The following is a 24660-nucleotide window of genomic DNA, read 5'->3' on the forward strand; positions in this document are numbered from 1 at the left end:
GGCCGTTTCCGTCAGCCCGCGGTGGGCGGCTGTCCGGCGAACCTGGGCGCTGTGTAGAGGTGTTCGCCGACCCGCTTGACCAGGCGCGCCATTTCGTAGGCGACGAGTCCTATGTCTGCGGTGACGGTGCTCAGGACGGCGAGGCAGGAACCGTCGCCCGCGGCGGCCACGAAGAGGAAGCCGTCATCCATCTCGACCATCGTCTGCCGCACTCCGCCGGTGCCGAAGTGTCGCCCTGTCCCCTTGGCGAGGCTGTTGAACCCGGAGGCGACAGCCGCCAGGTGCTCGGCGTCCTCCCGGCCGAGCCCGGTGGACGCGCTGACGGCCAGACCGTCGTTGGACAGGACGACGACATGGCGCAGTTCGGGTACACGGAGCACCAAGTCGTCAAGGAGCCAGTCGAGTTCACCTGAGCCGCGGGCCGTGCCCGTGGTCGGGTCCTTGATCATGTCGGGTCTCCTTCGCTGCTGTCGCTGCCGGGCGGGCGTCCGCCGCCCCTGACCCAGCCGTCCCGGAAGGACGTCATACGGGCCCGGACCTGTTCGGGGGTGCGTTCGCCCGGCTCGTGGGCGCGCGTGAGCGGGGCCCGCGTGTCGGGGCGCTCGCGCAGCTGAGGCGCGAGGCTGGCCTGGCGCACCCGGCGCGGGAGGCCGTCCCCCGGTGGCTCCTCGTCCTGCTCCGCGGCCGGTTCTCGGTGTAGTCGCAGAGCGGTGACGCCCGGAGGGTGTCGCGTCTCCTCGGGGCCGGGGCCCGGCGAGGGGGACAGTGCGGGGCGGGGGGCGGGTGCGGGGACGGGGTTGCCGTTCATGGGCGCTGCCTCGGGCTCGGGCACGCGCGCGTAGCGGCGCTCCTGTTCGGACGGGGAAGGTTCGCCGCTCTCCTGCGGCGCACTGTCCTTGTCCAGCAAGGAAGTGGGCAGCAGGACGACCGCGTCGGTGCCCCCGTACGGCGAGGTACGCAGGTGTACCTTGATGTCGTGCCGATTGGCGAGCCTGCTGACCACGAAGAGGCCCAGCCGGTCGCTGTCGAACAGGTCGAGGGCCTCCGAGTGCTTGATGCGGTCGTTCGCCTCGGCCAGGGTCTCCTTGCCCATGCCGAGGCCGCGGTCCTCGATCTCGATCGCGTATCCGTTGCCGACGGGCTCGCCACTGATGCGCACCTTGGTGTGCGGTGGTGAGAACTGGGTGGCGTTCTCGACGAGTTCGGCCATCAGGTGCGTGAGGTCGGCGACCGCGGCACCCGTCACGCCGACGGCGGCGAGATGGCGTACCTCCACGCGCGCGTAGTCCTCGATCTCGGAGACGGCGGCCCTGACGACGTCGGTCAGCGGGACCTGCTTCCGCCAGGCCCGGCCGGGCGCGGCTCCGGACAGGATGATGAGGCTCTCGGCATGGCGCCGCATGCGAGTCGTGAGGTGGTCGAGGCGGAACAGGTCACCGAGTTCGTTCGGGTCCTCCGCACGGCGCTCCATGGTGTCCAGGAGGCCGAGCTGCCGGTGGACGAGGGTCTGGCTGCGGCGGGCGAGGTTGACGAAGACACCGGAGATGCCGCCGGCCAGTTCGGCACGCTCGACGGCGGACCGCAGGGCCGAGCGGTGCACGGTGGTGAGCGCTTCGGAGACCTGGCCGATCTCGTCGTCGGCCCTCGGCCCCGACGGCGCCTCCGCCTGTACGTCGATCTCCTCACCGGCGCGCAGTTTCCGCATGGCGTGCGGGAGTTTGCGGCCGGCGATCTCCAGTGCGGTGTTGCGCAGGCCGACCAGTTCGACGACGAGGTCGCGTCCGATGCGCACGGAGATGATCAGCGAGGCGGCGACGGCGACGAGGCCGAACAGCACCGCCGCGCCCGCGGGCGTCAGGAGTCCCCGGGCGAACGGATCGGCCCGGCCGGCGGCGCCGCGCGCCGCGTCGGACGCGATGGCGCGCATGCCGTCCTGCACGGCCGTGTGCGCCGTGTCCCACGTCCCGGCGGGGGCCGCGGCGAGCGCCTGGCGTCCTGGCCGCGCGATGAGCGTCCGGTCCTCGACGGCGCGTACGTCGCTGTACGCGCTCCCCTCCACCAGGTGGCGCCAGGCGGCCCGTTCGGGCCCGCGCAGATCGGCGGCGGCCGTGTCGGCGAGGGCCCTGCGAGTGTCGACGGCACCGGTGAGCAGCCGCAGCCGCTCGCTGTCCAGTGTTCCGGCGAGCCGGGCGCTCGTCACGACGGCGTCCTCACGGGAGAGCATCTCGGCGGAGCGGCCGAACTCGTGCAGCACGCGCGCGTCGGAGCCGAGTCGGCTGTCCTGTATGCCGGTCAGTGCTCCGCTCACCGCGTAGGCGCGGCCGATGGTCCTCGTGTACTGGCCGTACACGGTGTCCCAGCCCGCGCGCCGTTCCAGCAGGGCGGTGCGCAGCGTGCGCAGCTCTTCGGCGTCGCCGACGAAGGCACCGAGCCGTCCGGCCACCGCGTGGGGCAGGTCCGCGCCGTCCGCGACGGTGTTGTCCCTGCCGAGGCGCAGGGCCGCGACGGCGTGGTCGGTGGCGGCCGCGAGTCTCCTGAGGTCGTCGCCGCGCTCGGGGGCGGGGTCCGTCGCGTATCCGACCGCGGCCGTGCGCTCCGTCTGGAGGGCGGTGACCGCGGCGGTCACGGGTTCGCGGACCGAGGCGTCGACGCGCCGCAGTTGTGTGAGCCGTGCGACGTCCTGCGCGGTGCTCACGGTGGCGTAGGCCCACAGCGCGAGGAGGGAGACGACGGGCACCATGAGGAGGCAGATGATCTTCGCCCGGATGGTGCGGGGACGCAGATGGCCGGCGCCCACGCGCGTGGGCGGCATGGTTCGGGCTGTCGTCACCCCTGTCTCGTCCGACTCGGTGTCCTCTTCGGCGGGCGGCCCGGCGTGCGCGCGACGTCCGCGCGGAGAGGGCGCGGATATCTGCGGCGGGCCGGAACCGGGCGTTGCACGTGGCGGGCGCATGGCCTCCTCGATCCGGGGTCTGGGGCGGGTGGCACGGTCCGTCAACGGGTCAGGCTCTCGACGGGCGGCGGGGCCGCGGCGGCGGGCCCCCGCTCGCCCTCGGTCGGGGAGAGCGCGACGAACGCCGATGTCAGGAACAGGTAGGAGCCGAGCCCCACGGCGAGCGGGAAGATGAACTGCATCGCCGTCGCCCCGGGCAGCGCGGCGGAGGAGGGCGCGACGCGCACGCTCACCGCGAGCATCCCGGTGTAGTGCATGCTGCTCACGGCGCCACCCATCACCAGGGAGGCGACCGCGACGGCCGCCGGTGACTTGATGTTGAGCCCGGCCCACAGAGCGGCGGTCGCGGCGACGACGGCGATGACCACGGAGAGCGTGACCAGGAGCGGGTCGTAGTCGACGCGGCCGTGCAGGCGCAGGGCGGCCATGCCGAGGTAGTGCATGCTGGCGACGCCCAGTCCGGTCGTGAGGCCCCCGACGGCGAGGGCGCTCCCCCGGTCTCGGCCGTGACCGACGGCGAAGACCCCGACGCCGACCACGACCACGGCGACGACGAGGCTGAGGATCGTCAAGGGCACGTGGTAGCGGATCTCGGTGCCTCTGACGCCGAATCCGAGCATCGCGACGAAGTGCATCGTCCAGATGCCGGTACCGATGGCGGAGGCCGCCGTGATGAGCCAGTTGCGGCGGGCCCGTCCCGTGGCACCCAGCGCGCGTACGGTGCAGCGCAGTCCGAGCGCGGCGCCGATGCACGCCATGGCGTACGACAGCACGGGGGTAAGCCAGCCGAATGCGGCGTGGTCCAGGTGTCCCATGGCCCGGGAAGCTAGTCCTGATGGGGGCGCACCACCGGGGCGCATTTCGAAAGCTGCCGCAATCTGGCGGAGATGCTTTCTGAACGATCGCATCAGGCTCGAACATGTGCACCGCACGCGCATGCGACGCTTTCGGTTCGGACAAGGAGCTTTCGACCGCGCTTCCCTCGTTCGTGTCGTTCCACCCGGCGGCGGGGCTGCGCAATCATGGAGCACATGAGCGATGACCCCACACGCGTGCAGGAGTTCTTCGCGGCCCGGGCCGCCGACTGGGACTCCCGCTTTCCCGACGACGGTCCGGCCTATGCCGCGGCGGTCGCCGCCCTGGGGCTGCGCCCGGGCGACCGGGTGCTCGACGCGGGGTGCGGCACGGGTCGCGCGCTGACGCCGCTACGGGCGGCCGTGGGGCCTTCGGGGGTGGTGCTCGGAGCCGACCTGACGGCGGCCATGCTGGAGGCCGCCACGCGGGCCGGACGGGACCGTGCGGGGCAGTTGCTCCACGCGGACGTGGGACGGTTGCCGCTGCGCACGGGGGCGCTGGACGCGGTGTTCGGGGCGGGCCTCGTCTCCCATCTCCCGCAACCGGCCGAGAACCTGCGGGAACTGGCGCGCGTGGTGCGGCCCGGCGGACTGCTCGCGCTCTTCCATCCGATCGGGCGCAGGGCTCTCGCCGCGCGCCAGGGGCGGCACATCACCCCCGAGGATCTACGGGCCGAGCCCAATCTGCGGCCGTTGCTGGCCGGTTCGGGCTGGCGCATGACCTCGTACGCGGACGAGGACGCGCGCTTCCTGGCGCTGGCCGTACGCGAGAGCTGAGCCGGCCGGCTATCCCCTGACGGCCGCCGCGAAGGCGTCCGGGTTGTCGAACATGACGTTGTGCCCCGCGTCCGCCACATCGACCACCCGGACTCCGGCGGCCGACAGGTCTTCCTTGCCCACTAGTTCCCCGGTGCGTACGCCCTGGAGATAGACCCGGTCGACCTTGGCGTCCGTGAGCATCTGCCGCATCGTGGGTTGCGTGCCGCGCACCAGGCCCACGGCTGAGCGGTGCAGGGCGAGCGGGTCGGTGAGGCGCATGGTGGCGGCCCACAGCGGGCCGACCTTCGCGAGCACGCGCGCGTGGCCGCCTCCCGTCACGTACGCGCCTTCTTCGTAGCTCGCGATCCCACTGCTGCCCGCCGTGGAAGGGGGTTGCGGGTCGAGGTTCCCCTCGGTGACGACGAGACGCGAGACGAGGTCGGCCCGCCGATGCGCCAGGACGATGGCCACCGCACCGCCCATGCTGTGACCGACGAGCTCGGCGCCGCTGACCCCCGCCGCGTCCAGCGCCGCGGCCAGCGCGTCGGCGTGCTCCTCCAGGGTGTATCCGAAGTCGGCGGGGCGATCGCTGATGCCGTGCCCGGGCAGATCCACGAACAGCGAGCGGCGACCCGCCAGTTCGGGCCGGGCCGCGATGTGCGCGTGGTACACCGTCGAGGCCGATCCGAGGCCGTGGACGTAGACGCGCGCGGGTTCCTCGCCCGCCACCTCGGTCCACCGGATCAGACTTCCCCGCGCGTCGAACTGTGCCTGCCGCATGACGTCCTCCTCGTGCGCATCCCCGCCTGCATTCTTTGCGCAGACCATACATCGGTCACGTAGTACTACGTCAACGATGTACCACGTATGCGCTCCCGTGGTTCAGAATGGCGGCATGCTCGAACTCGCCATCCTCGGATTCCTCCACGACGCCCCCCTGCACGGCTACGAGCTGCGCAAGCGCATCACCGCGCTGACGGGGCACGTCCGCCCGGTGGCCGAGAGCACCCTCTATCCGGCGATCAAGCGCCTGGAGAAGGCGGGGCTGCTCGCGCGCGAGACGCAGCCGGGGGTCGCCGCGGCACCCCGGCACATGCTGAGCCTCACCGAACAAGGCCGCGAGGAGCTGCGGCGCAGACTGCGCGAACCGGCCCGGTCGGACATCACGGACGAGAACCGCTGGTTCACCCTGCTCGCCTTCCTGCGCCATCTGGACGACCCCCAGGAGCAGGCGGACGTACTGCGCCGGCGCCTCGACTTCCTGGAGGAGCCCGCGAGCTTCTTCTACGAGGGCGACCGGCCGCTGCGGGCGGAGGAGTTGAAGGACCCCTTCCGGCGCGGCATTCTCACCATCGCGCGGGCCACGAGCCGCGCCGAGCTCGCCTGGCTGCGCGACACGCTCGCGGGCCTGGCACCGGCGGGCCGCTGACCCTGTGCCGGAGCGGCGCCACCTTGCCCCACCTCTGCCACGATGGTGGCAACTTCACGGCATGTGAGGTCAGTTGGCGGACCGGTGGCGGTCCAGGGCCATCGACAGGGGGCGGCAACGCGCATGCTCGACAAAGTCCGGAAATCCTGGAGCACCTGGCGCTAGAAGGTCACTCGGCACCAGGAGCGCCCGACCGACGAGCGCTCCCCACGCGTGGGCGGCCGCTCGGCCGACGGACGGCGGCGCCCGTACAACCTGTTCGAAGCGGCAGCGGCCTACGTGGCGGCCTGTGCGGAGGACGATCAGGAGCGGATGGACGAGGCCGTGGGCTGGGTGGAACCGAACGCCCTGGTCTTCGGCGTCAACGAACTGGCGTGCCGGGCCGTCATCGTCCTCGCGCGGGAGCGCGACGAGTCACCGAGAGCTGTGGCGCGAAGCCTCCTCGGCCTGCCCGCCGCCTGACGTCCACGCCTCCGGGTCGGCGCACCACGGCACCGGTCCTGCCCCTCGATCGCCGCCAGACACACGAGGCGCACGAAGTGCACACGGTATGTCGACACGCCGCCCACCTCGGGGGTGAGCGACCGGGGTGACCATTGATTTCCTGGTCATCGACCCTGTACGACATCGTGCGCGACTGGCTAAGGTCACGCCGACGGAACGAAGCTCAGGGGAGGCTGGCATGGCCGGGACGGACGACGCTGTCGCCACCGGGGACGACGCGCTGTACGTACTGACGGCGGTACTGCTCACGCCGGCGAAGTTCCCCAGCGTGCTGGGCGACGACTACCCCGAGGCCTGCGCCGCGCTGGGGCTCGCGCCGGCGGCCGACGGCTACGGCCTGGTTCTCGGCCAGGACGCGCAGGGTGCCCGCTGGACGGTGGTCGTCGACGACGTGTCCCTGGTCGCCGTGGCCATCGCGTCCTGGGACTGCGGCATGGAGTACGAGCTCTCGCCCGACGAGAACAGCATGGTGGCCGCGCTGGCGGGCTGGCCGCTCGCGCTGGCGGTGGCGGCACCGGGCGTGCCCGCGCCGCACGACCCCGAGCCCGATCCGGAGAGCGCCGACCTGCCGGTGCTCCGCCCGCCGGACACGGAGGCCTGGGGGCCGGCGCAACGACGGCTCGGGGCGGACGAGATAGCGCTCCAGTGGGCGGCATGGCGCGGGCAGCTCGACGATGCCGACTTCGCCACGCGATCGCGCTCCGAGGAGCGCGAGGACGGCTCCGGCGCAGGCGGTGCGGCGGGTGCGTCGGGTTCGTCGGGTTCGTCGGGTTCGTCGGGCAGTTCGCACGACGGCATCCGGCGTGTGCTGGCCGAGGCGCGCGCCTATGTGGACGCTCCCCCGCCGCTGGGGCGGGTGCGGTCCGCGTTCGCGTCGGGCGACGCGCGTACGCTGCGCGCCGACGGGCCCGGCTGGTCGATGGTGGCGCGCACGGACGACATCGCCTTCGTCCTGCTCGACGACGAGCCGGGCGAGGTGCTGCCGGTCGGCCGGGGCGCGGAACTGCCCGGCCTGCTCGAAGCGCTCGACAAGATGGCCGTGCGGCCGGCCTGACCGCGGCCGGGACGCGTTCGACACGCTGACCCGGTGGGTGCGGAGCGCGACGGAGCCACCCGCGGACCGGGCCGTCGAACGGCCCGCGGGCGGTGACGTCGTCAACTCGTGCCCGGTGCGGGCTCCTTAACGGCCGAGCTCCTTGCGCGATGCGCGGCGGAGCCTGCGCCGCTGCGAGGGATCGAGCATCAGGTACGCCGCGGTGGGCACTCCGAGCATGATGAGCAGGGCCGCCCACCATGGCAGCCAGATCAGCAGGATGATCCCGGCAGCCACGCCTCCCGCGGCGATCTTCGCGTTCCTCGACATGTGTGTGGCCTCCTTCGGGGCGGCTCGCCCTCGGCTGGGTGGGGCGAGTTCGCCTCTGCTCTGAGAAACGGGCCTGCGCCGTCCACGGTTCCGGCGCCCGACCCTGAGATGACCCTGATCCCGCGCCTCGGAGGAACTCCGGGGTCGGCGTGCCATCGGCGGGACGTGCGTCAGAAGTCGGCACGCAGCGGCTCTCCCACTTCATACATGTGGCGCAGGGCCTGGCGATAGGAGTCGATGAGGCCGGTCTCGGCGAAGGGGACGCCGAGCGTGCGGCAGTGGGCCTTCACCATGGGCTGTGCGAGACGCAGATGGGGGCGGGGCATGCTCGGGAACAGGTGGTGTTCTATCTGGTAGTTGAGGCCGCCGAGGAACCAGTCGGTCACGATGCCGCCCTTGATGTTGCGCGAGGTGAGGACCTGGCGCCGCAGATGACCCCACTTGTCACCCTCGGGGTCGGGCATCTCCATGCCCTTGTGGTTGGGGGCGAAGGCCATTCCCAGGTGCAGCCCGAAGAGGGCCTGGTGCAGTGCGGCGAAGGCGAGGGCGTGGCCGAGCGGCATGGTGGTCAGCAGCAGTGTCACGTAGCCGGCGATGTGAGCGACAAGGAGCGCGCCCTCCACCACGCGTTCCCGTCCGCTCTGCCGACGCAGGTCCTGGAAGCCCGACAGTTTCAGCGCGAGACCTTCGAGCAGGGTGAGCGGGAAGAAGAGCCAGGCCTGGTGACGGGTGAGCCAGCCGCGGAAGCCCACGCGGGTCGCGGCCTGCTTGCTGGTGAAGACCAGGACGTCGGCGGCGACGTCGGGGTCCTTCTCGATGTGGTTCGGGTTGGCGTGGTGCCTGTTGTGCTTGTCGTTCCACCACGCGTAACTCATGCCGAGCAGCAGATTGCCGTGAACCAGTCCGATGGCCCGGCTCACGGATCGGTTGCCGGTGATCTGGGCATGGCCCGCGTCGTGGCCGATGAACGCCGTGCGCGCGCACAAGGCCGCCAGGGCGGGTGCCAGGGCGAGGACCCACCATGAGGCGCCGACCAGCGCCATGCCGGTGACGACGGCCGCCAGGCCGAGGGCGTTGACCACAATGGTGCGCACGTACCAGCCGGTGCGCCGGTCGAGCAGACCCTTCCCCTTGATGTCGCGCAGCAGTGGCGTGAACTCGCTTGCCGTTTCGGGGGAGGACTGCCGCGCCGCGGCTCCTGTGGCGTGTTCCGGGAGGGTTCCGACAGCCAGGGCCATGGCAGTTCTCCGGTCTCTGTAAGGGTTTTCGCTACGGCGGGCCGCGTCCTCGGCCCGGCCTTGAAAACCTATGGATCAGCGACCTTGTCCGGCCATGGCGCCACCACCCGAGCACCGCAGGGGGCCAGCCCGCGTTGGAACGGGGGCTAGCCACACCCTTAGGGGTCGGGTGACCTGGGCCACGTCCGGAGGAGGTCCGTCCGGCACCGGCGGCCGTGTACCCTCGCCGACTCCAGGGCGAGTAGTCAAAATTGAGGAATACGAGGAAGCCGCCATCTCCGAGTACACGCATCCCGCGCCCACTCCCGCCGAGACCGTCGAACTCGCCCGTTGTCGCGCCACGTTCCTGCCGGGTGACCCGGCACGTACCTCGACCGTCGCCTTCTGGCGGCCCGACGGCGGCGAACCGCCTCGTGTGGACGCGGGAGCCCGCGCCGAGCTGCCGCTGGCGCTGCCCGGGGACGACGGCGTCGAGGTGGTGACGGTCGCCGCGGTGGCGCTGCCCGTGCGGGCCGCGCTGCCGGTCCTCACCCGCGCGCGTGGCGCCGCCCAGGCGGACTCGACGATCGCTTTCTGGGGCGCGGCCGCACTGCTCGCCTTGCAACTCGCCGCCCGGGGGCTCCTCCTGCCCGGCCTGAGCGCCGACGACCACGACGCCTGGCGCGCCGGGCCGCTGCGCCACCAGGACCTGGAGCGGGTGCGGGAGCTGGCCGCCGCGATGCCTCCCGAGGCGCACGCGGTCCCGCTGGACGGTCACGAGCCGCCCCGGCTGCACGCTCCCGAGCGGCTGCTGCGCGCCTTCCTCGACGCGGTGGCCGACACCCTGCCCCGCTCCCCCGCCGCCGCGCTCGCGGCGGGCGGCCGGGCATTCGCGGCTCGGGCCCCCCACCGCGCGCCCGAGCTGCGCGCCTGGGCGGCGGAGGCGGCGGCCGGGCACGACGCGGGTGTGCGGATCTCGCTGCGCGTGGAGGTGCCCGGCCTCGCCCGGGTCACGGACGGCGAGACCCGCCTGCCGTTCCACGCCGTGCTGCAGATGCACAATGTCAGCGACCCCGCACTGGTCGCGGACGCGGCCGAGGTGTGGGCCGGCAGCGGTACGTCCGGCAAGGCGTTCGGGGCCCAGGCCCGGATGGACGCCCTCCTGGCGCTGCGCCGCGCCGCGCGCGCGTGGGCGCCGCTGACCCCACTGTTGTCCGCGACCGTCCCGGACGCGGTCGAGCTGGCCGACGACGATGTCGCCGAACTGCTCGGGGAGGGGGCGCGAGCGCTGTCCGCGGCCGGGGTCGAGGTGCACTGGCCCAGGGAGATGGCCCGCAGGCTGACGGCGCGTGCGGTGATCGGCCCACCGCCAAGTGACGGCCCGGACGCGCTCTCCTCGGACACCCCGTCCTTCCTGTCCCCCGACGCGCTGCTGGCGTTCGACTGGTCGTTCGCCGTCGGCGACCAGGAGGTGAGCCGCGCGGAACTGGACCGGCTCGCCGAGGCGAACCGGCCCGTGGTGCGGCTGCGCGACCAGTGGGTGCTCGTCGATCCCGAGCAGGTCCGTCGCGCCCGCGCCCACCAGGACCGCAAGGTGACGCCGGTCGACGCGCTGAGCGCCGTTCTGACGGGCTCCGCCGAGGTCGACGGCCGCCGGATCGAGGTGCGTCCCACCGGCTGGCTGGCGGGGCTCAGGGATCGCCTCGCGGACCCCGAGGGGATGGATCCGGTCGGGCAGCCGGCCGCGCTCGCGGCGGAACTGCGCGACTACCAACTGCGCGGCCTGAACTGGCTGGCCCGCATGACCTCGCTCGGTCTCGGCGCCTGCCTCGCCGACGACATGGGCCTCGGCAAGACGATCACGCTGATCGCGCTGCACCTGCACCGGCAGACCGCCCGGGAGAGCGCGGGCCCCACTCTCGTGATCTGCCCGACGTCGCTCATGGGCAACTGGCAGCGCGAGATCGAGAAGTTCGCACCCGGCACTCCGGTGCGGCGCTTCCACGGCGGCCGCCGCTCCCTGGAGGCCCTGGTGGACGGGGAGTTCGTGCTCACCACCTACGGCACCATGCGCCTGGGCGCGGCCCAACTGGCCGGAGCGGACTGGGGGTTGGTGGTCACCGACGAGGCGCAGCACGTGAAGAACCCGCACTCGGCCACGGCCAGGGAACTGCGCACCATCGGCGCCCGCGCGCGCGTGGCGCTCACCGGCACCCCCGTGGAGAACAACCTGTCCGAGCTGTGGGCGATCCTCGACTGGACCACCCCCGGCCTCCTGGGCCGGCTCGGCACCTTCCGTACCCGCTACGCGAAGGCCGTCGAGAGCGGCAAGGACCCGGCTGCCGCGGAGCGTCTGGCCAAGCTCGTGCGCCCCTTCCTGCTACGCCGCCGCAAGGCGGACCCGGGCATCGCCCCCGAACTGCCGCCGAAGACCGAGACCGACCGGGCCGTGACGCTCACCAAGGAGCAGGCGGCCCTCTACGAAGCCGTGGTGCGGGAGACGCTCGCGGAGATCTCCGGGGCGGACGGTTTCGAGCGGCGCGGCCTGATCGTCAAACTGCTGACGGCCCTCAAGCAGATCTGCAACCACCCGGCGCAGTACCTGAAGGAGGACAAGCCGCGCATCGCCGGCCGCTCGGGGAAGCTGGAACTCCTCGACGAACTCCTGGACACGATCCTCGCCGAGGGCGCGAGCGTGCTGGTCTTCACCCAGTACGTACAGATGGCGCGTCTGGTCGAGCGGCATCTGGCGCGCCGGGGCGTTCCGTCGCAGTTCCTGCACGGGGGCACGTCAGTCGCGGGGCGCGAAACCATGGTGCGGCGCTTCCAGGACGGTGAGGTGCCGGTCTTTCTGCTCTCCTTGAAGGCCGCGGGCACCGGGCTCAACCTCACGCGCGCGGAGCACGTGGTGCACTACGACCGCTGGTGGAACCCGGCAGTGGAGGCGCAGGCCACCGACCGCGCGTACCGCATCGGGCAGACCCGGCCGGTACAGGTGCACCGGTTGATCGCCGAGGGCACCGTCGAGGACCGCATCGCCGAGATGCTGCTGCGCAAGAAGGAGTTGGCGGACGCCGTGCTCGGCGCGGGCGAGGCGGCACTGACCGAACTGACCGATGCCGAACTGGCCGATCTGGTCGAGCTGCGAGGGGGCGCCCGATGAGTGACAGGTACGACGAGCACGACCCGTATGCCGAGGAGCCGGACCCGGAACCGGGGACGGGCACAGACCCGGGTCTCTCCGCGGGAACGGGCGCGGCCACGGAGGAGCGCACGTTCGCGGCGCTACCGGCCGCGCCCGGCCGGGGCTTCGCCGGGACCTGGTGGGGGCAGGCCTGGCTGAAGGCGCTGGAGGACACGGCGCTCGACCTCGCGCAGCTCAAAGCGGGGCGCAAGCTGGCGCGCGCCGGAGCGGTCGGCGCCGTCTCGGTCCGGCCGGGGCGCGTCACCGCCCTTGTGGGGGACCGCGGGGGCACCCTGCACCGCGCGGACGTGCTGCTGCAGTGTCTCGGCGAGGACGACTGGGACCGCTTCCTGGGCATGGCCGTCGAACGGGCCGGGCACATCGCGGCCCTCCTGGACCGTGACATGCCGCCGCATCTGGTGGAGGACGCGGCCGCCGCCGGTGTGGAACTCCTGCCCGGACTGGGCGACTTGGAGCCGCACTGCGACTGTGGCGCCTGGGACCACTGCGCGCACACGGCCGCGCTGAGCTATCAGCTGGCGCGGCTGCTCGACCGGGATCCGTTCGTGCTGCTCCTGTTGCGTGGGCGGGGCGAGCGGGCGCTGCTCGACGAGCTCCAGGTGCGCAGCGCCGCTCACGCCGAGCCGGAGGCCGTGCCGCCCCGGGAGGCCGAGAGCGTGGACGCGGCGGAGGCGTACGCGTCCGCACTCGTGCTGCCGCCGCTGCCGGACCCGCCCGGACTGCCGCCGGAGCCGGGGTTGCCGCCGTCGTTGGACACGGAGACACCGCCGCCCGGTGGTGTCGACGTCGCCGCGCTGGCCTTTCTGGGCACGCAGGCCGCCGCGGAGGCGCACCGGCTCCTCGCGGACGCGCTTGCCTCGGGACACGAACAGCGCGCCCCGTGGCCGGAGTCGACCGCGTCGCAGGACGCCGTACGGCTGGCGGCCGCCCTGCCGGAGCGGCACATCGCCGAACGGCTCGCGCAGGGGTCGGGCCGGGACCGCGAAGGTCTGACGCTGGTCGTGCGCGCCTGGGAGCACGGGGGCGCGAGCGCCCTCGCCGTCCTGGAGGAGGAGTGGGTCCCGGACCCGGAATCCGCGGCACGCGCGCGTGCGGCGCTGTCGGCGGCCTGGGAGCCGGACGAGCGGCCCGCGCTGCGGGCCTCCCGCGCCCGCTGGACCGTCGCCGCGACCGCCGCGCAGCTGCGCCTGGGACGCGACGGCCGCTGGTGGCCCTACCGTAAGGAGCGGGGCCGTTGGGCCCCGGCGGGGCCGGCCGCCTCCGACCCGGCGTCCGCCCTGGCCGCAGCTCTGGAGAGCGGCGAGGAACAAGATCCCCGCCGCTGACCTGGAGGTCGGTACCGCTAGCGGATCGGCATTCCGGACAGGGTGCGGGCGATGACCAGGCGCTGGATCTCGCTCGTGCCCTCGAAGATCGTGTAGATCGCCGCGTCGCGGTGCATGCGCTCCACGGGGTACTCCCGCGTGTAGCCGTTGCCGCCCAGGATCTGGATCGCCTGCGCGGTGACCTTCTTGGCGGTCTCGCTCGCGAACAGCTTCGACATGGAACCTTCGGCGTTCTCGAACTTCTTGCCCGTGGTCCCCATCCAGGAGGCACGCCACACCAGCAGCCGCGCGGCGTCGATCTGCGTACGCATGTCGGCCAGCTGGAAGGCCACGCCCTGGTTGTCGATGATGGGGCGGCCGAACTGCTCGCGCGTCTTCGCGTACTCCAGCGCCTCCTCGTAGGCGGCGCGGGCGGTGCCGACCGCCATGGCGCCGACGGCCGGGCGGGATGCCTCGAAGGTGGCCATGGCGGCGTTCTTCACGCGCTCGCCGCCCTTCCTGGCCTTCTCACGCGCGCGGGCGAGGCGCTCGTCGAGCTTCTCCTTGCCGCCGAGCAGGCAGGAGCCTGGCACCCGGACGTTCTCGAGGACGACCTCGGCGGTGTGCGAGGCGCGGATGCCGTGCTTCTTGAACTTCTGGCCCTGGGAGAGGCCCGGCGTGTTCGGCGGGACGATGAAGGAGGCGTGGCCCTTCGAGCCGAGTTCGGGGTCGATGGAGGCGACGACCACGTGGACGTTGGCGATGCCGCCGTTGGTCGCCCACGTCTTGGTGCCGTTCAGGACCCACTCGTCCTTGGCCTCGTCGTAGACGGCCCGGGTGCGCATGGAGGCGACGTCGGAGCCCGCGTCCGGCTCGGAGGAGCAGAAGGCGGCCACCTTCACGTCGTTCACGTCGCCGTACATCTGCGGGATCCAGGTGCCGATCTGCTCCTCGGTGCCGTTGGCGAGGACGCCCACCGCCGCGAGGCCCGTGCCCACGATCGACAGGGCGATGCCCGCGTCGCCCCAGAACAGCTCCTCCATGGTCATCGGGATGCCGAGGCCGGTCGGGTCGAAGAACTGCTGCGCGTAGAAGTCGAGGGAGTAGATTCCGAGCTTGGACGCTTCCTGGATGACCGGCCAGGGCGTCTCCTCGCGCTCGTCCCATTCGGCGGCCGCGGGGCGGATCACATCGGCGGCGAAGCCGTGAAGCCAGTCACGTACTTCCTTCTGTTCGTCGTTGAGATCCATCGTGAACTCGGCCATGACCCCTCCAGGGCTGCGTACACTGCATATGTTACTTACGGTAACGAGAGTCTGTTACCGACCAGTAGCCCATGTCAACCTCCGAGTACGCGTTCGATACCGGGCAGCCGACGGGTGTTACCTTTCGCGTGCGTCAAGCAATGGCACGGGCGGGGAGATCCTCATGGAGACCACACAGCGGACCGAGCAGCGCGCGGAACAGCAGTCCGCCGCCGAGCGGCGCCGACGCGAGCTGCTCGAGGCCGCGGACCGCGTGGTGCTCAGGGACGGCCCCGGCGCCTCGATGAACGCGATCGCGGCCGAGGCCGGGATCACCAAGCCGATCCTCTACCGGCACTTCGGCGACAAGGGCGGGCTCTACGCGGCGCTCGCCACGCGCCACACGGACGCCCTGCTCGCCTCGTTGCGGGCCGCCCTCGACGCGCCCGCCGAGCGCCGTGAGCGCGTGGAGGCGACGCTGGACACCTACTTGGCGGCGATCGAGGCCCGGCCCCAGGTCTACCGGTTCCTGATGCATCCGGCGGAGGTCTCCCCCGCCGACACCGGGTTCGACGTGGGACGCCACTCCGCCCCGCTGCTGCGGCGCATGGGCGAGGAGCTGGCCGAGGTCATCGAGGAGCGGGTGGACCTCGGACCGGGCAGTCAGCAGCTCGCCCGCGTGTGGGGCCACGGGATCGTCGGCATGATGCACGCCGCCGGCGACTGGTGGCTGGGCGACCGGCCGTGCACCCGGGCCGAATTGGTGCGGTGCCTCGCCGACCTCCTGTGGGGGCGGCTCGCCGCGGCGGGCGACAAGGCGGGCGGCCCCGGGTTCTGAACACCGTCCCAAGGGCCGTCCAGTGCCTGCCCCAGGACCTGTACTAGCGAGCCGGCGCGGCGTGCGACCACGGCGCCCGCGCCGCCTGGCGGAGCACCCTGCGCCGCCGCCAGCCCGTGACCCGGTCCGTGTAGGTACGGCCCTCCAAGTGGTCGCATTCGTGCTGGAGACACCGCGCGAACCAGCCCGTGCCGTGGATCACCACCGGAGCGCCCGTCAGGTCGAGGCCCTCCACGCGCGCGTGGTCGAAGCGCGGCGTGCCCGCCTCCAGGCCGGGCAACGACAGACAGCCCTCGGGGCCCCGGACCACGACGCCGTCCGCCTCGACCAGCCGGGGGTTGACGACATGGCCGACGTGGCGCACATCGTCGTCGTCCTCGCAGTCATAGACGAAGACCCGCAGCGCTTCACCGACCTGGTTGGCGGCGAGGCCGACGCCCCGGGCCGCGTACATCGTGGCGAACATGTCCTGCACCAGGCGCGCGAGCGCGGGGCCGAAATCCGTGACGTCCGCGCAGGGTTGGTGCAGCGCGGGATCACCGAGCAGGGTCAGGGGTCGTACGCGCCCGGAGGCGCCCGGGATCGAGCCGTGTCGCATGGCCGTAAGGGTACGGTCCGAGCAGTACCCCGATCCGCTGGTGGTGCCGCGGTTCGGGCTTGTCGGAGGATCTCGATAGGCTGAGGCCGGAGAGCGATGCCCGGGCAGGCGCGGCGCCGTACGCAAGGAGGACCCAACAATGTCAGGCAACTCGGAGTCGATGACTCCGCGGGCCAAGCTGGCCGTGACGGCCGGAAAGGCCGCGGCCGCGGTGTCGCGGGCCGCGGGCCGCGGCAGCGGATCGGTGATCGGCGGCAAGGTCGCGCTCAAGTTCGACCCCGAGCTGCTCGGACGGCTCGCCCAGCACCTCGACGTGGTGCTCGTCTCGGCCACGAACGGCAAGACGACGACCACGCGCCTGATCGCCGAGGCCCTGCGGGCCAGCGGCCCGGTCGTGTCGAACGCGCTGGGCGCGAACATGCCGGCGGGTATCACCTCCGCGCTGGCCGGCGGCTCCGACGCCAAGTTCGGTGTCATCGAGGTCGACGAGAAGTACCTGGCCGGGGTCGCCCGGGACACCGCCCCCAAGGCGATCGCCCTGCTCAACCTGTCGCGCGACCAGCTCGACCGCGCCGCCGAGACGCGCATGCTCGCCGAGAAGTGGCGGGAGGGGCTCGCCGGCTCGAAGGCCATCGTGATCGCCAACGCCGACGACCCGCTCGTGGTGTGGGCCGCCTCCTCCTCGCCGAACGTGGTGTGGGTCGCCGCCGGCCAGGAGTGGAAGGACGACGCCTGGTCCTGCCCGGCGTGCGGCGGCGTGATGCAGCGCCCCGGCGACGACTGGTTCTGCGGCGAGTGCGGCTTCCGGCGCCCCACCGCCAGCTGGGCGCTCCAGGGTGACTACGTCCTGGACCCGCACGGCTCCGCCTGGCCCATCCACCTCCAGCTGCCCGGCCGCGCCAACAAGGCGAACGCGGCCTCGTCGGCCGCCGTCGCCGCCTGCTTCGGCGTGCCGCCGCAGGTCGCCCTGGAGCGCATGTACCAGGTGCAGGCCGTGGCCGGTCGCTACGACGTCGTGCAGTTCCAGAACCGGGACCTGCGGCTGCTGCTCGCCAAGAACCCGGCGGGCTGGCTCGAAACGTTTACTCTGATCGACCCGCCGCCCACCCCCGTGATTCTCTCGGTGAACGCGCGAGGCGCCGACGGCACCGACACCTCCTGGCTGTGGGACGTCGACTACACGCGGCTCGCCGGGCACCCGATCTGTGTGATCGGTGACCGCAAGCTCGACCTCGCGGTCCGCCTGGAGGTCGCCAACCTGGACTTCCGTGTCTGCGAGACGCTCGACGAAGCGGTGCAGATGTCCCCGCAGGGACGGATCGAGCTCATCGCCAACTACACCGCGTTCCAGGACGTCCGCCGCCGCGTGGGCAACTGACCGGATCCGCACGAGGACCAGCTAAGGATCATGAGCATGAGCGACAACAGCCTGCGTCTGGTGTGGGTCTACCCCGACCTGCTGAGCACCTACGGCGACCAGGGCAACGCCCTCGTGGTGGAGCGCCGGGCCCGCCAGCGCCGCCTCCAGGTCGAGCGCCACGACGTGCGCAGCGACCAGCCGGTGCCCACCTCGGGCGACATCTACCTGATCGGCGGCGGCGAGGACCGGCCGCAGCGCCTCGCGGCCGAGCGGCTGCGCCGCGACGGCGGTCTGCAGCGCGCCGTGGCCAACGGCGCGATCGTCTTCTCCGTGTGCGCCGGGTACCAGATCCTCGGCCACGAGTTCATCAACGACCTCGGCGAGCGCGAGCCCGGGCTCGGCCTGCTCGACGTCGTCTCCACCCGCGGCGAGGGCGAGCGGTGCGTCGGTGACGTACTGGGCGACATCGACCCGCACTTGGGGCTGCCGCCGCTGACCGGGTTCGAGAACCACCAGGGCGTCACGCACCTCGGTCCGTCGGCGCGGCCGTTCGCCCGCACCCGGATCGGCAAGGGCAACGGCACGGGGGACGGCACCGAAGGCGCCTTCAACGACACCGTGTTCGGCACGTACATGCACGGACCCGTGCTGGCACGTAACCCGCTGATCGCCGATCTGCTGCTGAAGCTTGCGCTGGACGTCAATGCGCTGCCCCCGGTGGACGACCGGTGGTACGAAGCCCTCCGCAACGAGCGGATTGCTGCCGCGACCTCGCAGCCCGCCTAGGACCTGTCCCTTTCGGGCGCTCTCGCGCCCATGTGAGCGGGGCTGTCCACCTGGCGGACGGCCCTTACGGTGGGCCCCCCGGGCGCCGATAGGGTACGGGCAATTCAGCCGGACGACGTGGTCCGGCCACCGGCCCACGTTTGCAAAGGTATTCCGGGCTTATGCGTATTGGTGTCCTCACCTCCGGCGGTGACTGTCCCGGTCTGAACGCGGTGATCCGTTCGGTCGTGCACCGTGCCGTCGTCGACCACGGCGACGAGGTCATCGGCTTCCACGACGGGTGGAGGGGCCTGCTCGAGTGCGACTACCGCAAGCTGGACCTGGACGCGGTGGGCGGCATCCTGGCCCGCGGCGGCACCATCCTCGGCTCGTCCCGGGTGCAGCCCGCGCATCTGCGGGACGGCGTCGAGCGGGCCAAGGGGCACGTGGCCGACCTCGGCCTCGACGCGATCATCCCGATCGGCGGTGAGGGCACGCTGAAGGCGGCCCGTCTGCTCTCCGACAGCGGCCTGCCGATCGTCGGCGTACCGAAGACCATCGACAACGACATCGCCGTCACCGACGTGACCTTCGGCTTCGATACGGCCGTCGGGGTCGCCACCGAGGCGCTCGACCGGCTGAAGACGACCGCCGAGTCGCACCAGCGGGTGCTGATCGTCGAGGTCATGGGGCGGCACACCGGCTGGATCGCGCTGCACTCCGGCATGGCGGCGGGCGCGCACGCGGTCGTCGTGCCCGAGCGCCCCTTCGACATCGAGGAGCTGGCCACGAAGGTCGGCGAGCGGTTCGAGGCCGGCAAGAAGTTCGCCATCGTCGTCGTCGCCGAGGGCGCCAAGCCCCGGGCCGGCTCGATGGAGTACGACGAGGGCGGCAAGGACGTCTACGGCCACGAGCGCTTCGCCGGCATCGCGCGGCAGCTCTCCATCGAGCTGGAGCAGCGCCTCGGCAAGGAGGCGCGCCCGGTGATCCTCGGCCATGTGCAGCGCGGCGGCACCCCGACCGCGTACGACCGGGTGCTGGCGACGCGGTTCGGCTGGCACGCCGTGGAGGCCGTGCACCGGGGCGAGTTCGGCAGGATGACCGCGCTGCGCGGCACCGACATCGTGATGGTGTCGCTGGCCGAGGCCGTCGAGACGCTGAAGACGGTGCCGGCGGAGCGCTACGCCGAGGCGGAGTGCGTCCTGTAGCGGCCCGCGCCTTTCAGACGCTCTTTCCCGAGAGCTGCCCCCGGCCGACACCTCGGCCGGGGGCAGCTCTAGTCTGGGGGCGCACAATCCGTACGAAACGAGCAACAGGAGCCGGCGGATGGATCACAGCGGGCACGGCATGAACATGGATCTGCCGCCGTTCACGCTGGGGCGCGGCCTCGAATGGTCGGCCGACCCCTTCTTCCTCGTCGGCTGCATCCTGGCGCTCGCGCTCTACGGGTGGGGCGTGGTCCGGCTCGCACGGCGCGGCGACTCCTGGCCGGTGACGCGCACCATCGCGTTCGTGGTGGGTGTGCTGACCGTGGGTCTCGTGATGTGCACCAAGCTGAACGACTACGGGATGGTCATGTTCAGCGTGCACATGGTGCAGCACATGGTCATCAGCATGCTGTCGCCGATCCTGCTGCTCATGGGCGCCCCGGTCACGCTCGCCCTGCGGGCGCTGCCGGTGACGGCCCAGCGTGGCGACAAGGGGCCGCGCGAACTGCTGCTGATGCTGCTGCACAGCCACTACATGCGGATCATCACGCACCCGGCGTTCACGATCCCCCTGTTCATCGCGAGCCTGTACGCGCTCTACTTCACGCCGCTGTTCGACTTCCTCATGGGGTCGAAGGTCGGGCACATCGCGATGATGGTGCACTTCCTCGCCGTGGGCGTGGTGTTCTTCTGGCCGATCATGGGTGTGGACCCGGGTCCGCACCGTCCCGGCTATGTGATGCGGATGCTGGAACTGTTCGCGGGCATGCCGTTCCACGCGTTCTTCGGGATCGCGTTGATGATGGCGAGCACCTCGATGGTCGGTACGTTCGACAATCCGCCGGCTTCGCTCGGTATCGATCCGCTCTCCGACCAGACGGCGGCGGGCGGCATCGCGTGGGCCTTCAGCGAGGTGCCGTCGGTCCTGGTGCTGCTCGCGCTGCTCTTCCAGTGGAAGAAGTCCGACGACCGCCAGGCGCGCCGCCAGGACCGGGCCGCGGACCGGGACGGCGACAAGGAGCTGGCGGCCTACAACGCCTACCTGGCCTCGCTGAACGCGCGCGGACAGTAGCGCCACCGGCCCCTCACGGGTGACTATGGCCTTCTGGTCGCGGTTCGGGCGCCGTACATCGCTGTACGCCGTCCGGCTGCCGGGAGGAGCGTGCGTGATGCCCGGATCCACGAAGACGATGGGTGTGTTCACCGTCGGCGGCCTGGTGGCCGTCACCGCCTACACGGTGGCGCTCGGCAGCAATGGCTGGCTCTGGTTCGGCTGGGTGGTGCTCGGACTGCTCACGGTGGGGATGGTGGCCTCTCGCGGCGCCTGACGCGGCCCGATCGTTCGCTCACGCGCGAGCGAGCGAGCGATTGATTACTGTGCGCACGCATCGCGTTCAGGCCGTTGACGCGGTTCACGGGCTCCGCGCGCTTCGATGGGCGCTGCATGGGGGAAGGCTGACCGGCATGTTCTACCGACTGCTCAAATACGTGATCCTCGGGCCGCTGCTGCGGCTGATGTTCCGGCCCCGGATCGAGGGGCTCGAACACATCCCGGACGAGGGCGCGGCGATCGTCGCGGGCAATCATCTGTCGTTCTCCGATCACTTCCTGATGCCGGCGATCATCAAGCGACGGATCACGTTCCTGGCGAAGGCCGAGTACTTCACCGGGCCCGGCATCAAGGGCCGGCTGACGGCCGCCTTCTTCCGCAGCGCGGGACAGATCCCGGTCGACCGTTCGGGAAAGGAGGCCGGGCGGGCCGCGATCCGCGAGGGTCTCGGGGTGCTGGGCCGGGGCGAGTTGCTCGGCATCTATCCGGAGGGCACGCGCTCGCACGACGGGCGGCTCTACAAGGGCAAGGTCGGCGTCGCCGCGATGGCGCTGAAGGCGCAGGCGCCGGTCGTCCCGTGCGCGATGATCGGGACGTTCGAGGCGCAGCCCCCGGGCCAGAAGATCCCGAACATGCGGCGGGTGACGATCCGGTTCGGCAAGCCGCTGGAGTTCTCGCGGTACGCGGGGATGGACGACGAGAAGGCGATCCTGCGTGCCGTCACCGACGAGATCATGTACGCGATCCTCGAACTGTCCGGGCAGGAGTACGTCGACGCGTACGCGGCGCTCGTGAAGGCGGAGGCCGAGCGGGCGAAGGCGAGAAAGTTCCCGAGGTTGCCGCTGAGCTGACCGCTCTGCGCTGAGCAGAATCCGCCGGACCCGCCCCGTGGACGGACGTACGGTCCGTGGCATGAAGACGGCATTGGTGATCGGTGGAGCGGGGCAGATCGGGCGCCCTTCGGTACGGGCGCTCGCGGAGGACGGCTGGACGGTGACGGCGGCTTCGCGGGGCGGGCACCGGGACGCGTCCTGGCCCGACGAGGTGCGCTCGGTACGGCTCGACCGGGAGGACGACGCGGCACTCGCGGCGCTGGTCGGGGACGGTGTCGACCTCGTCGTGGACATGGTGGCGTTCGCCCGGCCGCACGGGCGGCAGCTCGCGCGGTTCGCCGACCGGATCGGTTCGGCGGTCGCGATATCCAGCGTCGCCGTGTACGAGGACGAGCGGGGGCGCAGCTTCGACACGCAGGAGGAGCCGGACGGGAAGCCGCGCTTCCCGGTGCCGGTGCCGGAGACCTGGCGGACGGTCGCGGCGGGTGACGCGACGTACGGGACGCGGAAGATACAGCTGGAGCGGGATCTGCTGGCGCTCGGCGAGAAGCTGCCGACGACGCTGCTGCGGGCGGGCGCGGTGCACGGACCGCACTGCCGCACCCCGCGCGAGCTGTACTTCGTGAAGCGCAACCTCGACGGGCGGCGCACGCGCGTGCTCGCGTACGGCGGGCGGAGCCGCCTCCATCCGACGAGCGTCGGGAACCTGGCGGAGCTGGTGCGACTCGCGGCGGCCCGGCCGGGCTCGCGGGTGCTCAACGGCGCGGATCCCGACAGCCCCACGGTCTCGGAGATCGGCGCCATGATCGACGCGTTGATGGGTGTCGAGGTGGAGACGGTCCTGGTCGACGGGGAGCCTCCGGCGCCGACGGTCGGGGACACTCCGTGGTCGCTGCCGTACCCGGTCGTCGCCGACATGTCCGCCGCGGAGCGGGAGCTCGGGTACCGGCCCGTCACGACGTACGCCGACGCGCTGCCGGAGACGGTCGAGTGGCTGGCCGAGCGACTGCGGCAGCAGGACTGGGTGGACGGCTTCCCGAAGATGGTCGCGAACTACACGCCCGGTCTCTTCGACTACGCGGCCGAGGACGCGTGGCTGGCCTCACGCGGCTGACCACGTGAGCGAGGCCCGGCCCTCACGGAGGAGGGGCCGGGCCTCGCTGGTGCGCTCAGACGGATGTCACGGCTTCGGGGTGGCGTGCGGGGCGCACGTCACGTCCTTGCTGTCGGTCTCTCCGGTGAGCAGGTAGGTGTCGACACGGTCGTTGATGCAGGGGTTGGTCAGACCGGTGACACCGTGGGAGCCCGCGTCCTTCTCGGTGATCAGGCGGGAGCCCTTGAAGCGCTTGTGCAGCTCGACGGCGCCCTCGTAGGGGGTGGCGGCGTCACGCGTGGACTGCACGATCAGGACCGACGGCAGGCCCTTGCCGGTCTTGACGTCGATCGGCGTCTGCTGCTTGGTGCTCCAGGTGGCACAGGGCAGGTTCATCCACGCGTTGGCCCACGTCATGAACGGGTAGTCCTTGTGGAGCCGCGTGTTGTCCTTGTCCCACTTCTTCCAGCTGGTGGGCCACTTGGCGTCGGCGCACTCGACGGCGGTGTAGACCGCGTTGCTGTTCTCCGAGGCCGCGTTGCCCGCGGTGTCCGACAGGTCGGGCGCGATGGCGTCGACCAGGGCCTGCGTGTCACCGGCGACGTACTTGCTCCACGTCTGGGCGACGGGCGCCCAGGAGGAGTCGTAGTACGGGGCGCTCTGGAAGAAGCTGATCAGCTCGGCCGGGCCGACGATCCCGCCGATGGGGCTCTTCTTCGCGGCGGCGCGCAAGGTGAGCCACTGCTGCTGCACCTTGGCGCGCGTGTCGCCGAGGTGGAAGGTGGCGTCGTTCTTGGCGACCCAGTCCTGCCAGTCCTTCCAGCGCCCCTCGAAGGCGATGTCCTGGTTGAGGTTGGCCTCGTACCAGATGTTGTCCTTGGCGGGATTGACGACGCTGTCCACGACTATGCGGCGGACGTGGCCCGGGAAGAGCGTGCCGTAGACGGCTCCCAGGTACGTGCCGTAGGAGACGCCCAGGTAGTTGAGCTTCTTGTCACCGAGGGCGGCGCGGATGACGTCGAGGTCGCGCGCGGTGTTCGGCGTCGTCATGTGCGGCAGCATCTCGCCGCTGCGCTCGTAGCAGCCGTCCGCGTACTCCTCGGCGAGCTTGCGCTGGGCGCGCTTGTCCGCCTCGTCGTCCGGGACCGGGTCGGCCTTGGGAGCCTTGACGAACTCCTGCGGGTCGATGCAGGAGATCGGCGCCGAGTGGCCCACGCCGCGGGGGTCGAAGCCGACGAAGTCGTACGCCTTCGAGGTCTTCGTCCACAGCGGGTTCTTGGTGGTGACCCGGGTCGGGAAGCGCATGCCGGAGCCACCGGGGCCGCCCGGGTTGTAGACGAGGGAGCCCTGGCGCTCGCTCGTGGTGCCCGTGGAGACTGCGCGGTCGACGGCGAGCTTGATCTGCTTGCCGTAGGGCTTCGCGTAGTCGAGCGGGACGGTGACCCAGCCGCACTGGATGGGCTTGGCGAAGCCCCAGTCGGCGGGGCAGTCCTGCCAGTCGACGCCCTTCTTCTCGGCCCGGGCCGCGGCGACGGCGGCGCCCTTGGCCTCACGGTCCTGGCTGTGGCCGCCGGTCGTGCGCTGCTCGGCGTTGGCGGCAGGGGCGGCGATCGCGCCCGCTATCAGCGCCGCCGCTGCGAACGCACCGGCGGAGCCGATCACCACCTTCCGGCTGCCGCGACTCGTCTGTCGAGTCTCTCTCAAGTGAGGCCTCCGCACATCGGTTCGGACGTTCCGCCGATCGTGTTGCCGATCGGTACGCGGATCCTGTCGTGTGGAGGGTCCCTGACAACAGGGATGGCG

23 protein-coding genes are annotated in these 24660 nt (G+C 71.7%); 14 read left to right on the forward strand and 9 right to left on the reverse strand.

The features are described 5' to 3' along the window. Positions 1–11: 11 nt before the first annotated feature. The 3 genes from ACZ45E_RS27260 to ACZ45E_RS27270 are packed head-to-tail and all read right to left on the reverse strand — an operon-like array spanning position 12 to position 3768. Positions 12–449 carry a roadblock/LC7 domain-containing protein gene (locus ACZ45E_RS27260; RefSeq protein ID WP_468225176.1) on the reverse strand — a complete coding sequence of 146 codons (438 nt, stop codon included), beginning with the start codon at positions 447–449 and terminating at the stop codon, positions 12–14. Continuing rightward, complete coding sequence (locus ACZ45E_RS27265) at positions 446–2953, reverse strand: sensor histidine kinase (protein ID WP_468225178.1); 2508 nt, start codon at positions 2951–2953, stop codon at positions 446–448. Before ACZ45E_RS27265 ends, ACZ45E_RS27260 begins: the two co-directional genes overlap by 4 nt. A 41-nt stretch (positions 2954–2994) precedes the next feature. Then, positions 2995–3768 carry an MHYT domain-containing protein gene (locus ACZ45E_RS27270; protein ID WP_468225181.1) on the reverse strand — a complete coding sequence of 258 codons (774 nt, stop codon included), beginning with the start codon at positions 3766–3768 and terminating at the stop codon, positions 2995–2997. A 216-nt stretch (positions 3769–3984) separates the two neighbouring features. On the opposite strand from ACZ45E_RS27270, the gene ACZ45E_RS27275 reads away from it, so the two are divergent. Beyond that, positions 3985–4584, forward strand: a complete 600-nt coding sequence (locus tag ACZ45E_RS27275) for a class I SAM-dependent methyltransferase (RefSeq protein WP_468225183.1) — start codon at positions 3985–3987, stop codon at positions 4582–4584. Between the two features lie 9 nt (positions 4585–4593). Here the strand turns inward: ACZ45E_RS27275 and ACZ45E_RS27280 are convergent, their stop codons facing one another. Next, the gene (locus ACZ45E_RS27280) at positions 4594–5346 is read right to left on the reverse strand and encodes an alpha/beta fold hydrolase (RefSeq protein ID WP_468225184.1); all 753 of its coding nucleotides are present in this window, start codon (positions 5344–5346) and stop codon (positions 4594–4596) included. A gap of 115 nt (positions 5347–5461) precedes the next feature. Here ACZ45E_RS27280 and ACZ45E_RS27285 point away from each other — a divergent pair, with 115 nt between their 5' ends. From ACZ45E_RS27285 to ACZ45E_RS27295, 3 genes are all read left to right on the forward strand, one after another. Beyond that, entirely contained in the window at positions 5462–5995 is a 534-nt protein-coding gene (locus ACZ45E_RS27285) for a PadR family transcriptional regulator (RefSeq protein WP_468225187.1), read from the forward strand. 213 nt (positions 5996–6208) lie between these two features. Next, the gene (locus ACZ45E_RS27290) at positions 6209–6457 is read left to right on the forward strand and encodes a hypothetical protein (RefSeq protein WP_468225189.1); all 249 of its coding nucleotides are present in this window, start codon (positions 6209–6211) and stop codon (positions 6455–6457) included. Between the two features lie 220 nt (positions 6458–6677). Continuing rightward, a complete protein-coding gene (locus ACZ45E_RS27295) occupies positions 6678–7553 on the forward strand; it encodes a hypothetical protein (RefSeq protein ID WP_468225192.1) in 876 nt (291 codons plus the stop codon). Between the two features lie 126 nt (positions 7554–7679). Here ACZ45E_RS27295 and ACZ45E_RS27300 read toward each other — a convergent pair whose 3' ends face one another. Both ACZ45E_RS27300 and ACZ45E_RS27305 read right to left on the reverse strand, forming a co-directional pair. Further along, a complete protein-coding gene (locus ACZ45E_RS27300) occupies positions 7680–7862 on the reverse strand; it encodes a hypothetical protein (protein ID WP_468225195.1) in 183 nt (60 codons plus the stop codon). Between the two features lie 170 nt (positions 7863–8032). After that, entirely contained in the window at positions 8033–9100 is a 1068-nt protein-coding gene (locus ACZ45E_RS27305) for a fatty acid desaturase family protein (RefSeq protein WP_468225197.1), read from the reverse strand. A 274-nt stretch (positions 9101–9374) separates the two neighbouring features. Here ACZ45E_RS27305 and ACZ45E_RS27310 point away from each other — a divergent pair, with 274 nt between their 5' ends. Then, on the forward strand, positions 9375–12242 hold the full coding sequence (locus ACZ45E_RS27310; RefSeq protein ID WP_468225535.1) for a DEAD/DEAH box helicase: 2868 nt from the start codon (positions 9375–9377) through the stop codon (positions 12240–12242). Then, positions 12239–13609 carry an SWF or SNF family helicase gene (locus ACZ45E_RS27315; RefSeq protein ID WP_468225199.1) on the forward strand — a complete coding sequence of 457 codons (1371 nt, stop codon included), beginning with the start codon at positions 12239–12241 and terminating at the stop codon, positions 13607–13609. Before ACZ45E_RS27310 ends, ACZ45E_RS27315 begins: the two co-directional genes overlap by 4 nt. Before the next feature lie 17 nt (positions 13610–13626). Here ACZ45E_RS27315 and ACZ45E_RS27320 read toward each other — a convergent pair whose 3' ends face one another. Next, the gene (locus ACZ45E_RS27320; protein ID WP_399065640.1) at positions 13627–14853 is read right to left on the reverse strand and encodes an acyl-CoA dehydrogenase family protein; all 1227 of its coding nucleotides are present in this window, start codon (positions 14851–14853) and stop codon (positions 13627–13629) included. A gap of 163 nt (positions 14854–15016) precedes the next feature. Between ACZ45E_RS27320 and ACZ45E_RS27325 the strand changes: the two genes are divergently transcribed. After that, positions 15017–15670: a TetR/AcrR family transcriptional regulator gene (locus ACZ45E_RS27325; RefSeq protein ID WP_468225202.1), complete on the forward strand. Its 654-nt coding sequence runs from the start codon at positions 15017–15019 to the stop codon at positions 15668–15670. A 43-nt stretch (positions 15671–15713) separates the two neighbouring features. Here ACZ45E_RS27325 and def read toward each other — a convergent pair whose 3' ends face one another. After that, positions 15714–16268, reverse strand: coding sequence for a peptide deformylase (gene def / locus ACZ45E_RS27330; protein WP_468225203.1), 555 nt, complete (start codon positions 16266–16268; stop codon positions 15714–15716). 139 nt (positions 16269–16407) lie between these two features. Here def and ACZ45E_RS27335 point away from each other — a divergent pair, with 139 nt between their 5' ends. From ACZ45E_RS27335 to ACZ45E_RS27365, 7 genes are all read left to right on the forward strand, one after another. Then, a complete protein-coding gene (locus ACZ45E_RS27335) occupies positions 16408–17646 on the forward strand; it encodes a MurT ligase domain-containing protein (protein WP_468225204.1) in 1239 nt (412 codons plus the stop codon). A gap of 36 nt (positions 17647–17682) precedes the next feature. After that, positions 17683–18414: a type 1 glutamine amidotransferase gene (locus ACZ45E_RS27340; protein ID WP_468225206.1), complete on the forward strand. Its 732-nt coding sequence runs from the start codon at positions 17683–17685 to the stop codon at positions 18412–18414. 161 nt (positions 18415–18575) lie between these two features. Next, positions 18576–19601 (forward strand): 6-phosphofructokinase, encoded by a 1026-nt coding sequence (locus ACZ45E_RS27345; protein ID WP_468225208.1) that lies wholly within the window; start codon positions 18576–18578, stop codon positions 19599–19601. Positions 19602–19719: 118 nt separating this feature from the next. Next, on the forward strand, positions 19720–20673 hold the full coding sequence (locus ACZ45E_RS27350; protein WP_468225210.1) for a cytochrome c oxidase assembly protein: 954 nt from the start codon (positions 19720–19722) through the stop codon (positions 20671–20673). 97 nt (positions 20674–20770) lie between these two features. Next, on the forward strand, positions 20771–20929 hold the full coding sequence (locus tag ACZ45E_RS27355; RefSeq protein WP_468225212.1) for a hypothetical protein: 159 nt from the start codon (positions 20771–20773) through the stop codon (positions 20927–20929). Positions 20930–21065: 136 nt separating this feature from the next. Beyond that, entirely contained in the window at positions 21066–21782 is a 717-nt protein-coding gene (locus tag ACZ45E_RS27360) for a lysophospholipid acyltransferase family protein (protein ID WP_468225215.1), read from the forward strand. Between the two features lie 73 nt (positions 21783–21855). Then, entirely contained in the window at positions 21856–22878 is a 1023-nt protein-coding gene (locus ACZ45E_RS27365; RefSeq protein ID WP_468225536.1) for an NAD-dependent epimerase/dehydratase family protein, read from the forward strand. 66 nt (positions 22879–22944) lie between these two features. On the opposite strand, the gene ACZ45E_RS27370 is transcribed toward ACZ45E_RS27365, so the two are convergent. Continuing rightward, positions 22945–24561 (reverse strand): alpha/beta hydrolase, encoded by a 1617-nt coding sequence (locus ACZ45E_RS27370; protein WP_468225216.1) that lies wholly within the window; start codon positions 24559–24561, stop codon positions 22945–22947. Positions 24562–24660 lie beyond the last annotated feature (99 nt).

It is taken from the genome of Streptomyces sp. NPDC030991 (genome assembly GCF_055571235.1).

Bases quoted from the DNA above. Each gene is read 5' to 3' on its own strand.
- ACZ45E_RS27325 (WP_468225202.1), top strand. From the start codon at position 15,017: ATGGAGACCACACAGCGGACCGAGCAGCGCGCGGAACAGCAGTCCGCC.
- ACZ45E_RS27340 (WP_468225206.1), top strand. From the start codon at position 17,683: ATGAGCGACAACAGCCTGCGTCTGGTGTGGGTCTACCCCGACCTGCTG.
- ACZ45E_RS27315 (WP_468225199.1), top strand. From the start codon at position 12,239: ATGAGTGACAGGTACGACGAGCACGACCCGTATGCCGAGGAGCCGGAC.
- ACZ45E_RS27335 (WP_468225204.1), top strand. From the start codon at position 16,408: ATGTCAGGCAACTCGGAGTCGATGACTCCGCGGGCCAAGCTGGCCGTG.
- ACZ45E_RS27275 (WP_468225183.1), top strand. From the start codon at position 3,985: ATGAGCGATGACCCCACACGCGTGCAGGAGTTCTTCGCGGCCCGGGCC.
- ACZ45E_RS27260 (WP_468225176.1), bottom strand. From the start codon at position 449: ATGATCAAGGACCCGACCACGGGCACGGCCCGCGGCTCAGGTGAACTC.
- ACZ45E_RS27295 (WP_468225192.1), top strand. From the start codon at position 6,678: ATGGCCGGGACGGACGACGCTGTCGCCACCGGGGACGACGCGCTGTAC.
- ACZ45E_RS27350 (WP_468225210.1), top strand. From the start codon at position 19,720: ATGGATCACAGCGGGCACGGCATGAACATGGATCTGCCGCCGTTCACG.
- ACZ45E_RS27355 (WP_468225212.1), top strand. From the start codon at position 20,771: ATGCCCGGATCCACGAAGACGATGGGTGTGTTCACCGTCGGCGGCCTG.
- ACZ45E_RS27320 (WP_399065640.1), bottom strand. From the start codon at position 14,853: ATGGCCGAGTTCACGATGGATCTCAACGACGAACAGAAGGAAGTACGT.
- ACZ45E_RS27360 (WP_468225215.1), top strand. From the start codon at position 21,066: ATGTTCTACCGACTGCTCAAATACGTGATCCTCGGGCCGCTGCTGCGG.
- ACZ45E_RS27305 (WP_468225197.1), bottom strand. From the start codon at position 9,100: ATGGCCCTGGCTGTCGGAACCCTCCCGGAACACGCCACAGGAGCCGCG.
- ACZ45E_RS27265 (WP_468225178.1), bottom strand. From the start codon at position 2,953: ATGCGCCCGCCACGTGCAACGCCCGGTTCCGGCCCGCCGCAGATATCC.
- ACZ45E_RS27270 (WP_468225181.1), bottom strand. From the start codon at position 3,768: ATGGGACACCTGGACCACGCCGCATTCGGCTGGCTTACCCCCGTGCTG.
- ACZ45E_RS27285 (WP_468225187.1), top strand. From the start codon at position 5,462: ATGCTCGAACTCGCCATCCTCGGATTCCTCCACGACGCCCCCCTGCAC.
- def (WP_468225203.1), bottom strand. From the start codon at position 16,268: ATGCGACACGGCTCGATCCCGGGCGCCTCCGGGCGCGTACGACCCCTG.
- ACZ45E_RS27300 (WP_468225195.1), bottom strand. From the start codon at position 7,862: ATGTCGAGGAACGCGAAGATCGCCGCGGGAGGCGTGGCTGCCGGGATC.
- ACZ45E_RS27280 (WP_468225184.1), bottom strand. From the start codon at position 5,346: ATGCGGCAGGCACAGTTCGACGCGCGGGGAAGTCTGATCCGGTGGACC.
- ACZ45E_RS27345 (WP_468225208.1), top strand. From the start codon at position 18,576: ATGCGTATTGGTGTCCTCACCTCCGGCGGTGACTGTCCCGGTCTGAAC.